The organism is Pseudocitrobacter sp. RIT415, from assembly GCF_003057695.2.
Classification (GTDB): Bacteria; Pseudomonadota; Gammaproteobacteria; order Enterobacterales; family Enterobacteriaceae; genus Pseudocitrobacter; species Pseudocitrobacter faecalis.
The window spans coordinates 195,399-208,182 of record NZ_QBJC02000002.1 but is presented as its reverse complement, the minus strand read 5'-3'; the positions used below and the strand labels follow the sequence as shown (position 1 = coordinate 208,182).

At 50.5% G+C, this 12,784-nt stretch carries 11 protein-coding genes; 6 read left to right on the top strand and 5 right to left on the bottom strand.

Annotation, left to right across the window (positions count from 1 at the left end):
* The first annotated feature begins 141 nt into the window (after nt 1–141).
* The 4 genes from rspA (at nt 142) to DBY68_RS03435 (ending at nt 5,455) form a co-directional block, all read left to right on the top strand.
* Nucleotides 142–1,356 carry a starvation-sensing protein RspA gene (gene rspA / locus DBY68_RS03450; protein ID WP_108474226.1) on the top strand — a complete coding sequence of 405 codons (1,215 nt, stop codon included), beginning with the start codon at nt 142–144 and terminating at the stop codon, nt 1,354–1,356.
* A gap of 14 nt (nt 1,357–1,370) precedes the next feature.
* On the top strand, nt 1,371–2,390 hold the full coding sequence (locus DBY68_RS03445) for a Zn-dependent oxidoreductase (RefSeq protein ID WP_108474227.1): 1,020 nt from the start codon (nt 1,371–1,373) through the stop codon (nt 2,388–2,390).
* 55 nt (nt 2,391–2,445) lie between these two features.
* Nucleotides 2,446–3,822, top strand: coding sequence for an MFS transporter (locus DBY68_RS03440; protein ID WP_108474228.1), 1,377 nt, complete (start codon nt 2,446–2,448; stop codon nt 3,820–3,822).
* 172 nt (nt 3,823–3,994) lie between these two features.
* Nucleotides 3,995–5,455, top strand: a complete 1,461-nt coding sequence (locus tag DBY68_RS03435; protein WP_108474229.1) for a fructuronate reductase — start codon at nt 3,995–3,997, stop codon at nt 5,453–5,455.
* Between the two features lie 186 nt (nt 5,456–5,641).
* On the opposite strand, the gene ydfZ is transcribed toward DBY68_RS03435, so the two are convergent.
* The gene (ydfZ, locus tag DBY68_RS03430) at nt 5,642–5,845 is read right to left on the bottom strand and encodes a putative selenium delivery protein YdfZ (RefSeq protein WP_108474230.1); all 204 of its coding nucleotides are present in this window, start codon (nt 5,843–5,845) and stop codon (nt 5,642–5,644) included.
* A 295-nt stretch (nt 5,846–6,140) separates the two neighbouring features.
* On the opposite strand from ydfZ, the gene DBY68_RS03425 reads away from it, so the two are divergent.
* Nucleotides 6,141–6,575 carry a universal stress protein gene (locus DBY68_RS03425; protein ID WP_108474231.1) on the top strand — a complete coding sequence of 145 codons (435 nt, stop codon included), beginning with the start codon at nt 6,141–6,143 and terminating at the stop codon, nt 6,573–6,575.
* Between the two features lie 39 nt (nt 6,576–6,614).
* Here the strand turns inward: DBY68_RS03425 and DBY68_RS03420 are convergent, their stop codons facing one another.
* Both DBY68_RS03420 and ydfG read right to left on the bottom strand, forming a co-directional pair.
* Nucleotides 6,615–7,301 (bottom strand): GntR family transcriptional regulator, encoded by a 687-nt coding sequence (locus tag DBY68_RS03420; protein ID WP_108474232.1) that lies wholly within the window; start codon nt 7,299–7,301, stop codon nt 6,615–6,617.
* A 93-nt stretch (nt 7,302–7,394) separates the two neighbouring features.
* Entirely contained in the window at nt 7,395–8,144 is a 750-nt protein-coding gene (gene ydfG, locus DBY68_RS03415; protein ID WP_108474233.1) for a bifunctional NADP-dependent 3-hydroxy acid dehydrogenase/3-hydroxypropionate dehydrogenase YdfG, read from the bottom strand.
* A gap of 123 nt (nt 8,145–8,267) precedes the next feature.
* Between ydfG and dcp the strand changes: the two genes are divergently transcribed.
* On the top strand, nt 8,268–10,313 hold the full coding sequence (gene dcp, locus DBY68_RS03410; protein WP_108474234.1) for a peptidyl-dipeptidase Dcp: 2,046 nt from the start codon (nt 8,268–8,270) through the stop codon (nt 10,311–10,313).
* Nucleotides 10,314–10,434: 121 nt separating this feature from the next.
* Here the strand turns inward: dcp and nqrE are convergent, their stop codons facing one another.
* Both nqrE and ftrA read right to left on the bottom strand, forming a co-directional pair.
* Nucleotides 10,435–11,034, bottom strand: coding sequence for an NADH:ubiquinone reductase (Na(+)-transporting) subunit E (gene nqrE / locus DBY68_RS03405; RefSeq protein WP_108474235.1), 600 nt, complete (start codon nt 11,032–11,034; stop codon nt 10,435–10,437).
* 719 nt (nt 11,035–11,753) lie between these two features.
* A complete protein-coding gene (gene ftrA / locus DBY68_RS03400) occupies nt 11,754–12,725 on the bottom strand; it encodes a transcriptional regulator FtrA (protein WP_233503872.1) in 972 nt (323 codons plus the stop codon).
* Between the last annotated feature and the right edge of the window lie 59 nt (nt 12,726–12,784).

Genomic DNA, 12,784 nt, shown 5'->3' with positions numbered 1-12,784 from the left:
TGCCCTTTGCCAACAAACACAACCGTATCGGGTACTAATTTTTTGTGATCGTGATAGTCATTTTTTGATCATTATACTTGTATGGTAGTAGCTCAGTTGTGTAACTTAACGCCATTAACCGATGAGATGTAAGGATTAGAGATGAAGATCACAGGAGCTGAAGTTTTTGTTACCTGCCCGGGGCGAAATTTTGTCACGTTGAAAATCACCACGTCTGAGGGGCTTGTGGGTTACGGCGATGCCACGTTGAACGGACGAGAACTTCCCGTTGCCTCATATTTGAAAGATCACCTGTGCCCACAGTTGATTGGCCGCGATGCACACCGCATCGAAGACATCTGGCAGTTCTTTTATAAAGGCGCTTACTGGCGTCGTGGCCCGGTGACCATGTCGGCGATTTCCGCTGTGGATATGGCGCTATGGGATATCAAAGCAAAAGCCGCAAATATGCCGCTTTATCAGTTGCTCGGTGGCGCGTCGCGTGAAGGCGTGATGGTTTATTGCCATACCACGGGCCACACGATTGATGACGTGCTGGAAGATTACGCACGCCACAAAGAGATGGGCTTTAAGGCTATCCGCGTACAGTGCGGCGTGCCGGGCATGAAAACGACCTACGGTATGTCAAAAGGAAAAGGGCTGGCATACGAACCAGCAACCAAAGGGCAATGGCCGGAAGAGCAGCTATGGTCGACCGAAAAATATCTCGATTTCACGCCGAAGCTGTTCGATGCCGTGCGCAGCAAGTTCGGTTTTGACGAACACCTGCTGCATGACATGCATCATCGCCTGACGCCTATAGAAGCCGCGCGTTTCGGTAAAAGCGTGGAAGACTACCGACTGTTCTGGATGGAAGATCCGACTCCGGCGGAGAATCAGGAATGTTTCCGCCTGATTCGTCAGCATACGGTAACGCCTATTGCAGTTGGCGAAGTTTTCAACAGCATCTGGGATTGTAAGCAACTGATTGAAGAGCAGTTAATTGATTATATCCGCACCACAATCACCCACGCTGGCGGTATCACGGGGATGCGTCGTATTGCTGATTTTGCGTCACTTTATCAGGTACGCACGGGCTCTCATGGGCCATCCGACCTGTCGCCTGTCTGCATGGCTGCGGCACTGCATTTCGACCTGTGGGTGCCTAACTTTGGCGTGCAGGAATATATGGGTTATTCCGAGCAAATGCTGGAAGTCTTCCCGCATAACTGGACTTTTGATAACGGCTACATGCATCCGGGTGAGAAGCCAGGACTGGGTATTGAGTTCGATGAAAAGCTGGCGGCGAAATACCCGTATGACCCGGCGTATTTGCCGGTAGCACGTCTGGAAGATGGCACGTTGTGGAATTGGTGAGTAAGGAATAAAAAATGAAAAGTATTGTTGTTCAGCGACCCAATGAACTTGTGATTGAAGAACGTCTACTGCCTGTTCCTGGTGTGGGGGAAGTGCGTGTCAAAATAAGTCTGGCAGGTATTTGCGGTTCAGATAGCCATATTTACCGTGGGCATAATCCTTTCGCGAAATACCCACGCGTCATTGGCCATGAGTTTTTTGGGGTCATTGATGCTATAGGTGAAGGGGTAACGGATAAATCTCACGGGCAACGAGTATGTGTCGATCCGGTTATCAGTTGTGGTCATTGTTATCCCTGCTCAGTGGGCAAGCCTAATGTCTGTACATCACTGGTTGTTCTCGGCGTACATCGTGATGGTGGATTCAGTGAATATGCTGTCGTGCCAGCGAAAAATGCCTGGGCTGTTGCCCCGACGATTGCCGATCACCACGCGGTTATGGTCGAGCCGTTCACTATTGCGGCGAATGTCACCGGCCAGGTGGAACCCCGTAAAGAGGATATCGCGCTCATTTATGGCGCTGGCCCGATGGGGTTGACGACCTTGCAGGCGTTAAAAAATGTCTACCAGGTCAAGCAGGTTATTGTGGTTGATCGCATTGATGAACGATTAGTTATGGCGGAAAAGAATGGTGCGGACTGGGTAATTAATAACAGTACGCTGTCATTGCCGTCGTTACTTGAGGAAAAGGGGATCAAGCCGACATTGATCGTTGATGCTGCCTGCCATCCATCAATATTACAGGAGGCCATTACGCTGGCATCACCCGCAGCACGGGTCGTATTGATGGGATTTTCCAGCGAGCCATCCACCGTAGTTCAGCAGGGCATGACCGGGAAGGAGATCTCTATTTATACCTCAAGACTTAATGCTAATAAATTTCCTGTGGTATTGAATTGGTTGGAAAATGGACTTATTGACCCTGATAAATTAATCACTCATCGCTTTAATTACACACACGTCATTGAGGCCATAGAGTTATTCGAGAAAGATCAAAAATCGTGCTGTAAGGTTCTTTTAACCTTCAATAAATAAAAATAATTAACATGCGATTAAGTTGTACGCATCCTAACGTTTAGAGATGAACGCTATGACTCAAATAAAACATGAAAGAACAACCTCTGACCTCGTAAGAGCTGCTCTGTCCGGTTGGCTCGGAACTGCCCTGGAGTTTATGGATTTCCAGCTTTACTCATTGGGTGCGGCACTCGTATTTCATGAGATCTTTTTCCCGGAACAATCGGCGGCAATGGCGTTGATTCTGGCAATGGGTACCTATGGTGCAGGATATATCGCACGCATAGCGGGTGCTTTTATCTTTGGGAAAATGGGCGACAGAGTAGGCAGAAAGAAAGTTCTGTTTATTACTATCACCATGATGGGCATCTGTACGACGCTTATTGGCGTGCTGCCGACTTACGCGCAAATTGGTATTTTTGCACCCGTCTTATTGGTCACACTGCGTATTATTCAGGGGCTGGGAGCGGGAGCCGAGATTTCTGGCGCAGGAACGATGCTTGCCGAATATGCGCCAAAAGGCAGACGTGGCATTATCTCGTCGCTGGTGGCGATGGGGACAAACTGTGGCACCTTAAGCGCGACGGCAATTTGGGCGTTTATGTTCTTTGTCCTGGATCGTGAAGAACTGGTGGCATGGGGCTGGCGTATTCCGTTCCTCGCTAGTGTGGTTGTCATGATCTTTGCTATCTGGCTGAGGCTCAATCTTAAAGAAAGCCCGGTATTCGAAAAGGTTAATGATACAGAACTCGCACCCAATAAAGCCGTTACGACTGAAAATTCCGTGGGGGCAATGTTCCGCAGTAAATCATTTTGGCTGGCGACAGGGCTGCGTTTCGGTCAAGCGGGAAATTCAGGTCTGATTCAGACCTTCCTTGCAGGATATCTCGTACAAACCCTGTTATTTGATAAAGCCATTCCTACCGATGCGTTAATGATAAGTTCGATTCTGGGCTTTTTGACAATACCATTGTTAGGCTGGTTGTCGGATAAATATGGTCGACGGATCCCGTATATGCTCTTGAGTTTCTCCGCGATGATTCTGGCTTATCCTATGCTGGCGATCATTGTCGATAAAAGCTATAGCGTGAGTATGATTATGGCCTCCATCATCATTATTCATAATTTTGCCGTGTTGGGATTATTCGCACTTGAAAACATCACGATGGCAGAGATGTTCGGTTCGAAGAACCGGTTTACGAGAATGGCGATTTCAAAAGAGTTAGGAGGGCTGGTTGCTGTTGGATTCGGCCCACTTCTGGCAGGGATTTTCTGTAATATGACAGGATCATGGATGCCGATTGTGGTTATGATTATTTGCTATTCACTCATCGGCTTTATCTCCGCGCTACTCATGCCAGAAGTTCGCGACCGTGATTTGAGCCTGCTACATGATGCTGCGGATGTCACTCTAAACAAGAAGCAGAGAGCCGCTGGGCAAATGATCTGACAACAAAAGCACGCTGCTCACGCGGCGTGCTTATCTCAAAATTATAATCCTGTCACACAACTTAAAAATCATGTCATACCAATCGCCAATAAGTTAACTCAAATCAAAAACACACCCATTGAACTCGTTAATCTAGTATGGCAATCAACGTTCTCTACAGTGAGTCAAAAAGATGCAAAATAAGCTATTAACCGCTAAGGCAACACTCCCGACTTTTGATCGCAGCAAACTGGTGCCGCGCATTGTTCATCTTGGCTTTGGCGCTTTTCACCGCGCTCATCAGGCTATCTATGCAGATATCCTTGCCACGGAGCACGGCAGTGATTGGGGTTACACCGAAGTTAACCTGATTGGCGGCGAGCAGCAGATTGCCGATCTGAAGAACCAGGACAATTTATACACCGTGGCAGAGATGTCTGCCGACGCATGGACTGCGCGCGTAGTTGGCGTGGTCAAAGAAGCCTTGCACGCGCAGGTCGATGGTCTGGAAACCGTGCTTGCGAAAATGTGTGAGCCGCTGGTGGCGATTGTTTCCCTGACAATCACCGAAAAAGGCTACTGCCACTCTCCGGCGACCGGGCAACTGATGCTCGATCATCCATTTATCGCTGCAGATATCGAAAACCCCCATCAGCCGAAATCTGCGCCGGGTGTGATTGTTGAAGCACTGGCACGCCGCAAAGCGGCAGGGCTGCCGGCATTCAGCGTCATGTCCTGCGACAACATGCCGGAAAACGGTCACGTGATGCGTAATGTTGTTACTGCTTACGCGCGCGCAGTGGACGCAGATCTGGCGGCGTGGATTGAACAGAACGTGACGTTCCCGTCTACCATGGTTGACCGAATTGTTCCGGCGGTCACTGCCGATACGCTGGATAAAATTGAACAATTGACCGGCGTGCGCGATCCGGCAGGCGTGGCTTGCGAACCGTTCCGCCAGTGGGTAATTGAAGATAACTTCGTTGCTGGCCGCCCCGAGTGGGAAAAAGCGGGGGCGGAACTGGTTTGCGACGTGATTCCGTTTGAAGAGATGAAGTTGCGTATGCTTAACGGCAGCCACTCATTCCTTGCCTATCTCGGCTACCTTGCAGGCTATCAGCATATTAATGACTGCATGGGTGACGAGAACTATCGCCGTGCCGCGCACGACCTGATGCTGAAAGAGCAGGCGCCAACGCTGAAAGTACAGGGCGTGGATCTCTCCCGTTATGCCGATCTGCTGATCGAGCGTTACACTAACCCCGCGCTGCGTCACCGTACCTGGCAAATTGCGATGGACGGTAGCCAGAAGTTACCGCAGCGTATGCTGGATTCCGTTCGCTGGCACCTGGTTCATAACAGCAGTTTCAATCTGTTGGCGCTGGGTGTTGCGGGCTGGATGCGCTACGTTGGCGGCGTGGACGAGCAGGGCGAAGCGATCGAAGTGTGCGACCCGCTGCTGTCGGTGATTCAGACGACCGTTGCGCAAAGCGCAGAGGGAGAAGCCCGCGTGAAAGCGCTGCTGGGGATCGAAGCTATTTTCGGTAAAGAACTGCCGCTTGAAGCGAAATTTGTTCAGCAGGTGACGAAGGCTTATCTGTCGCTACTGGCGAAAGGTGCGAAGGCGACGGTTGCAGAATTTGCCAACGCCTGATGCGATAGGTTGCCCGGTGGCGCGTTGCTTACCGGGCCTACGGATACGCACTTTCTTCGTAGGCCGGATAAGCGTAGCGCCATCCGGCAAAATGCAGGCACAACATTTACATCGGGGAATAGAACGCAGACTGGAAAATTATTTTCGGGCGACCCTGGAATAAGGCCACCCGAATGACACCACTAATTAGTGCATGCCGAGACGAATAAGCTCAATCGGCTCGAACTGTCCGTCACAACCTTCAATCTCAACTGTTTTGCTGCGGCGCACCTGGTCAGGTGTCATGCCGTCTGCTTTAATCGCCTTGATAGTGCCGGTTTTCCCGGTACCATTAATCATTACACGGCTGCCAGTAGTAATTGCATTGCGGTTACGATCGTAAGTCATCATGGTGTTCTCCTTTCTTTCACATCGAAGCCGGTTACAAAATAGGATGTGGCAACGACGGGGTATATAAATACGCCTATCCCTAAAAAATTAAATTGTTTTTGATCAATTACACGATTTTTTTAAGGGAGTGAGGGCGTATACATAACTACACGCTAGATAAGAGTAGTTGAAATAATGGACGAACCTTTGCAAAGGTAAATTATTTAGCATTGTGATTATTGTTGTTTTGTTTAGTTTAATTATGGCATTGTTACCTTGCTGCAATACAGTTCCTCTGGAATAAGGAGATCGGGCCATGTACAAAAAAATATTGATGCCTGTAGATGTATTTGAAATGGATTTAAGTGACAAAGCATTGCGCCACGCAGCCTGGTTGGCGGGTGACGAGGGGGAAATCACGTTGGTTAATGTACTGCCCAACAGCAGTCGTTCGTTATTACGCGGTTTTGCCTCCGACATCAAAAAGTTCAATTCGTTTATGTCGAACGAGTCGGAAATTAAAATGAAGCGGCTGATGAAGATGCTGGATATTCCCGCCTCGCGGCTGCGTACCGAAGTGCGGTTTGGCAACATCCGCGATGAGATAATCGCGATGAGTAAAACAGAGGGTTACGATGCCATCGTTATCGGCTCCCGCAGCCCCGGTCGCACAACCCATTTGCTGGGTTCTAATGCCGAGTCGATTCTGCGTCACGCCGCAATACCAACCATGGTTGTCAGAGGATCCTGAAAAACGTAAAAGCCTTCACTCGTGAGTGAAGGCTTTTTGTTACTCTTCGCTAAACCAGTCGCGTTTTTCCTGGCGAATTAACTGCACAGATTCGCTAATCTCCTGTAAATGCAGCGTCATCGCTTTTTCCACTAAATCAGGGTCGCGTTTTTCCAGCGCATGGAATATATCGTGATGCTGAGCCAGCAGCATATCCGGGGAAGAGACATGGTCAAGGCTCATATATCGTACCCGGTCGATCGCCGCTTTTATATTCTCGATGGTATCCCATGCCAGCTGACAATCGGCAATCAGGGATAACAACTGATGAAATTCATCATCAAGCTGAAAAAAATCATTATGCTGGAGACGGTCGATGGCAATGCGCTGCTGGTGAAGATTTTGTTCCAGCTGATAAAGCTGTTTATCGGTGATCATTGTCGCCGCCCGGCGCGCCACCGCACATTCAATCGCCTGACGCACAAAACAGCCGTTGCGTACCTGAGACAACGATATTTTGTTCACATAGCTGCCACGTTGAGGACGAATCTGGATCAGACCATTTTCCGCCAGTTTAATAAACGCCTCGCGAACCGGCTGACGTGAAACCTCAAAGCGCATCGACACCTCTTTCTCAGAAAGTGGCGTTCCAGGGGGAATCAAACAATGCACGATATCGCGGCGCAGAATGCGATAAATTTGCTGGTTGACGGGTTGTGTCGGATTCAGTTGTGTTTCGGCGGCCATTGACTCATTCTTATTCGCTGATTTTGGCCTCTATTTTACGCTTTTTTTACTGCTGAGCCCATACCCGACGGGCGTCGGGCAGGGCTAAAAGCATCATTTTTGGCGGTGAACGCTCAGGCCTGCGTAAGTCTGGCTAACCGGCATCATTTCAACGGTGTTGATGTTGACATGTTTCGGCAGGGTCGCCACCCACCAGACGGCTTCAGTCACGTCTTCCGGGGTCAGTGCGTTGGTGTTTTCATAGGTTTTATCTGCTTTAGCATCATCACCTTTAAAACGCACATTAGAGAACTCGGTACCGCCGACCAAACCCGGCTCAATATCGGTTACGCGAACGGCGGTACCGTGCAGGTCGGTACGTAAATTCAGGCTGAACTGACGCACAAATGCCTTGGTTGCACCATAAACGTTACCACCTGCATATGGCCAGCTACCTGCGGTGGAGCCTATGTTGATAATATGCCCGCGGTTACGCTCAACCATTCCAGGCAGCACGGCGCGGGTCATGTACACCAGGCCTTTGTTGTTGGTGTCGATCATGTTTTCCCAGTCTTCTACGCTGGCTTTGTGCGCCGGTTCCATGCCCAGCGCCAGCCCGGCGTTGTTTACCAGGATATCAATCGCCTGCCACTCAGCAGGTAACTGGCTCAGCGCTTCTTCAATTGCGGCACGGTTGCGCACATCAAGCTGCACAGTCAGCACGCTGTCTCCGAGTTCTTCTTTTAACACCTGCAGGCGCTCCTGGCGGCGTCCTGTGGCAATCACTTTGTGTCCATTGGCGACAAAACGACGCGTAATGCTTTCACCAAAACCTGCCGTTGCCCCGGTAACCAGTATGATCATCTCTCTGTTCCTCAACGCTTTTTGTGTGTTATTACGATAGCATGCTCCTTTCCATCGCGGGAAGTGATTGCGGTCTTTCCAGGGGTTGCCTACTCTAAGGGAAAGCATCTCAAGGAGTTGAACATGTTGACCACCAATCCATTCTTAGCCGCCAGTACGCTGCCGTATCAGGCGCCCCCATTTAATTTGATAAGCGACAGCGATTATCGCCCGGCGTTTAACGAAGGTGTTAAACGTAAACGCGAGGAAATTAGCCTTATCGCACATAACCCGGAGCCAGCGAGCTTTGAGAATACGTTCATTGCGCTGGAGAAAAGCGGCGAATTGCTGACCCGCGTGACCAGCGTTTTCTTTGCGATGGCTGCGGCACACACAAATGATGAGATTCAGCGTCTCGACGAACAGTTTTCGGCTGAGCTGGCCGATCTTGCAAACGATATCTATCTTGATGATGCATTGTTTAATCGTGTAGAGGCGGTCTGGACGTCACGTGATGAATTGTCTCTGGATGCGGAGTCACGTCGTCTTGTGGAGGTCATTTATCAGCGCTTCATTTTGGCCGGAGCCACCCTGGGCGCGGATGAAAAAGCGCAATTAAAAGCGCTGAATACGCAGTCTGCTACCCTCAGCAGCCAGTTTCATCAGCGCCTGCTGGCGGCCACAAAAGCAGGAGGGCTGGTCATCGAGGAACCCATTGAGCTTGATGGCCTGAATGCGGAGGAGTTAGCCGCGGCGTCGGTTTCGGCACAGGATCGCGGGCTGCATAACAGCTGGTTGCTTCCTTTGTTGAATACGACTCAGCAGCCGTTGCTGGCGTCTTTGCGCGACAGGCAAACGCGTGAAAAGCTGTTTAACGCGGCATGGTCACGCACAGAAAAGGGTGATGAAAACGACACTCGCGAGCTGGTGTTGAAGCTGGTTGATATTCGCGCGAAACAGGCGGCCCTGTTAGGTTTTGCAGATTACGCCAGCTGGAGTATGGCCGATCAGATGGCGAAAACGCCGGACGCAGCGCTGCATTTTATGCGTGAAATCGCTCCCGCCGCCCGGGCACGCGCCGAGCGAGAACTGGCGGATATTCAGCAGATTATTGATTCTCAGCCCGCGCCGTTTGCAGCGCAGGCCTGGGACTGGCTCTATTACGCTGAGCAGGTTCGTCGCGAGAAATACGCGATTGATGAAGCGCAAATCAAACCCTATTTCGCACTCGACCGTGTACTGATTGATGGCGTGTTCTGGGCGGCCAGCCAACTGTTTGGCATTCGTTTTGTCGAGCGCTTTGATATTCCGGTTTATCATCCCGACGTGCGCGTTTGGGAGATTTTCGCCGAAAATGGTGAAGGAATGGCGCTGTTTTACGGTGATTTCTTTGCGCGTGACAGTAAAAGCGGCGGGGCGTGGATGGATAACTTCGTTCAGCAATCCACGCTGCTTAATACGCGTCCGGTGATTTATAACGTCTGTAACTACTCTAAACCGACCGCTGGCAACAGTGCGCTCATCTCCTGGGATGACGTCATTACGCTGTTCCACGAATTTGGTCACGCGCTACATGGCCTGTTTGCCAGTCAGCGCTATGCCACACTTTCCGGCACCAGTACACCGCGTGATTTTGTCGAGTTTCCGTCACAAATCAACGAACATTGGGCCAGCCATCCTGAGGTATTTGCCCATTATGCCCGCCATCACCAAACGGGCGAGCCGATGCCGGAAGCCTTGCGCGACAAGATATTCCGCGCCGCGAAGTTCAATAAAGGCTATGACATGACGGAACTGCTGAGCGCGGCGTTGCTGGATATGAACTGGCATACGGTGACAACGCAGTCTATTCCAGAGAACGTGGCGCAGTTTGAGGCGCAGGCCTTACAGCAGGAAAATCTGGCTCTCGCCGCGGTTCCTCCACGTTACCGAAGCAGCTATTTTGCCCATATTTTTGGCGGGGGCTACGCAGCAGGCTATTACGCTTATTTATGGACGCAAATGCTGGCCGATGACGGCTATCTTTGGTTTGAGGAGCAGGGGGGGTTAACCCGTGAAAACGGTGAACGTTTCCGCAAGGCCATATTGTCGCGCGGCAATAGCAGCGATTTAGAAGCGTTGTACCGTGACTGGCGCGGACACGATCCACTGATTGAACCGATGCTCAAGAATCGTGGGTTGAGTGAGTAGTATGGCCCCTCACCCCGGCCCTCTCCCACAGGGAGAGGGAGAAAACCGCACTTACCCTGAGGATTGGCACTATCGGTCCCCTCTCCCAGGGGGAGAGGGTTAGGGTGAGGGGGGAGTTTGCCTAAAGCGATATCCCCGAAAACGACATAAACCCCAGCGACATCAGCCCAGCAGTAATAAACACGCTGCCCAGCCCGCGCAGGCCTTTTGGCATATTGGCGTATTTCAGTTTCTCGCGAATACCTGCCAGAGCCACCAGTGCCAGCATCCAGCCGAGGCCGCATCCGGCACCGTAAGTGATGGACTCCCCGAACGTATACTCACGCTGAACCATAAAAATAGTCGCGCCAAAGATGGCACAGTGAATGGTCAGTAATGGCAGGAACGCCCCCAGAGTGTGATGCAAAGCAGGCAGAAAGCGATCCAGCACCATTTCCAGAATTTGTACCAGCGCAGCCAGAACACCAATAAAGGTGATGAAATCGAGAAAGCTCAGATCCACACCCTCAATCAGCGCGTTTTCTCGCAGTAGATGGGTATAAATCAGATTGTTGATGGGCGTCGCTACGGTAAGTAGCGCCGTCACCGTAAGTCCCAGGCGAAAGGCGATGTCGATCTTTTTAGAAATTGCCAGAAATGTGCACATCCCTAAAAAGAAATTGAGCGCCATGTTTTCGACAAACACCGCTTTGATAAAAATATTTAAATGTGATTCAAACACGACAACCTCCCTGTAGTGTTATTCATCCGAATTATAATTAATCTGTCTGTGTATCAAATGTTTTTTATTTTTGTTGTCCGTTTTTGTGATAAAGACATAAAAAAAGCCCGCACAGGGGAAGGCGGGCTAAATCTGACAATGAATTATGCATTCTCATTATCAACCCTGAAGGAAGATAACGCTGGCTATCTTACGCAAGATGAATTTCACGACAACCCGACATAATCGGTAGGTGTCTGAAGTTGATATCTATGTCTTTAGTATTCGTGCATTTCCTCACACCGTCTTTACAAATAAGCGCATTTATTGAAGTAACTCGCCATTCAGGCTGTTACTATTGACTCGTAACTTGTTGAGTTAACGGATTAAATTTCGACAATCTACCGGAGGGTAGTATGAAAAAAAGTATGCGTAAAATTCGCCGTGGTGTGACCTGGTCAAACACGCCTGAAAATCAAAATTTACAGGAATCACGGTCTGGCAGAATGTGGGCGGATCGCACTGCCTGCTGCAAAAGCAAAAAAGGCTGGAAAACAAATACGCTGAATGACGTATTTGTCGTTTAGCTTTCATTGAGGAAGCCAGTGCTAGGATGATTTTAGCAACAGCCGTCGTGACCAGGGATGTCTACGAATGGTTGTACTAACCAAAAACACAGATCTATCCATGCAAGCATTTTACCGTCAGTTATCTGACGGTTTTTTTTGCCAGAAATACGATTATTCACCGCTACCCGTGAATTTTTTCCGCCACGCGAGCGGGCTGCTTGCCAGATGCTGCTGAAAATGACGACGCAGGGTCTTACCGTTTCCAAAGCCCACGCGTTCAGCCACGCTTTCCATACTGAGTCGTGTTGTCAGCAGATAGTGCCGGGCCCGGCTAAGACGTTCGTCTAACAGCCAGCGGGCCGGTGTTTTTCCTGTTGCGTCCTGAAATCGGCGTAAAAAAGTACGTTCACTCATCCCTGTATGCTGTGCCAGCGAGGCCACCGTATGGCTTTCAGCAATGTTTTGGTGCAGATAATCAAACAGCGAGCCCATCCGTAGACTTTCGCGGTCACGTGCGACCGGGCGCGCAACCTGCTGCTGTTGCGCGCCGTCACGATGTGGCTGAACCACTAAACGACGCGCAACAACATTTGCGGCCTCAAGGCCGAAATCGAGCCGTACGACGTGCAAACAGAGATCAATCCCCGCCGCGCTGCCTGCCGATGTCATGACATTATCCTCTTCCAGATAAAGCACATCCTCAACCACATTGATGGCGGGATAACGCTGCTGAAGCCTTTCGGTATAACGCCAGTGGGTGGTGGCCTTTTTACCGTCCAGTAAGCCCGCCGCCGCCAGCACAAAGACGCCGGAGCAAATGGATATCATCCGGCAACCACGGCCATGAGCCTTACGCAAGGCGTCACTCAGCGCATCGGGCACCGGGGTTTCCACGCCCCGCCAGCCCGGCACAACAATCGTGTCAGCGTCCTGCAGGAGTTCCAGGTTGCCATCCGTCACCAGACGAATACCTCCAAGCGCGCGCATTTCACCCTCATCAACGGCGGCGACGGCGAAGCGATACCAGCCATCACCCATCTCGGGGCGGGGAAGACCGAAAATTTCAACCGCAACGCCAAATTCAAATGTACATAGCCCGTCATAGGCCAGCACGACTACCAGGGGGGCGTGAGTGATTGTCATATTCTGGTCTTTTTTTGTCAGAAATGCTGGCGGCTCTGAAGGTAATACCATGTTTATAC

What these genes read in the sequence shown, in the direction of transcription:
- rspA (WP_108474226.1), top strand. Translation starts at nt 142, where the DNA reads ATGAAGATCACAGGAGCTGAAGTTTTTGTTACCTGCCCGGGGCGAAAT.
- DBY68_RS03445 (WP_108474227.1), top strand. Translation starts at nt 1,371, where the DNA reads ATGAAAAGTATTGTTGTTCAGCGACCCAATGAACTTGTGATTGAAGAA.
- DBY68_RS03435 (WP_108474229.1), top strand. Translation starts at nt 3,995, where the DNA reads ATGCAAAATAAGCTATTAACCGCTAAGGCAACACTCCCGACTTTTGAT.
- DBY68_RS03440 (WP_108474228.1), top strand. Translation starts at nt 2,446, where the DNA reads ATGACTCAAATAAAACATGAAAGAACAACCTCTGACCTCGTAAGAGCT.
- DBY68_RS03425 (WP_108474231.1), top strand. Translation starts at nt 6,141, where the DNA reads ATGTACAAAAAAATATTGATGCCTGTAGATGTATTTGAAATGGATTTA.
- ftrA (WP_233503872.1), bottom strand. Translation starts at nt 12,725, where the DNA reads ATGACAATCACTCACGCCCCCCTGGTAGTCGTGCTGGCCTATGACGGG.
- ydfZ (WP_108474230.1), bottom strand. Translation starts at nt 5,845, where the DNA reads ATGATGACTTACGATCGTAACCGCAATGCAATTACTACTGGCAGCCGT.
- DBY68_RS03420 (WP_108474232.1), bottom strand. Translation starts at nt 7,301, where the DNA reads ATGGCCGCCGAAACACAACTGAATCCGACACAACCCGTCAACCAGCAA.
- ydfG (WP_108474233.1), bottom strand. Translation starts at nt 8,144, where the DNA reads ATGATCATACTGGTTACCGGGGCAACGGCAGGTTTTGGTGAAAGCATT.
- dcp (WP_108474234.1), top strand. Translation starts at nt 8,268, where the DNA reads ATGTTGACCACCAATCCATTCTTAGCCGCCAGTACGCTGCCGTATCAG.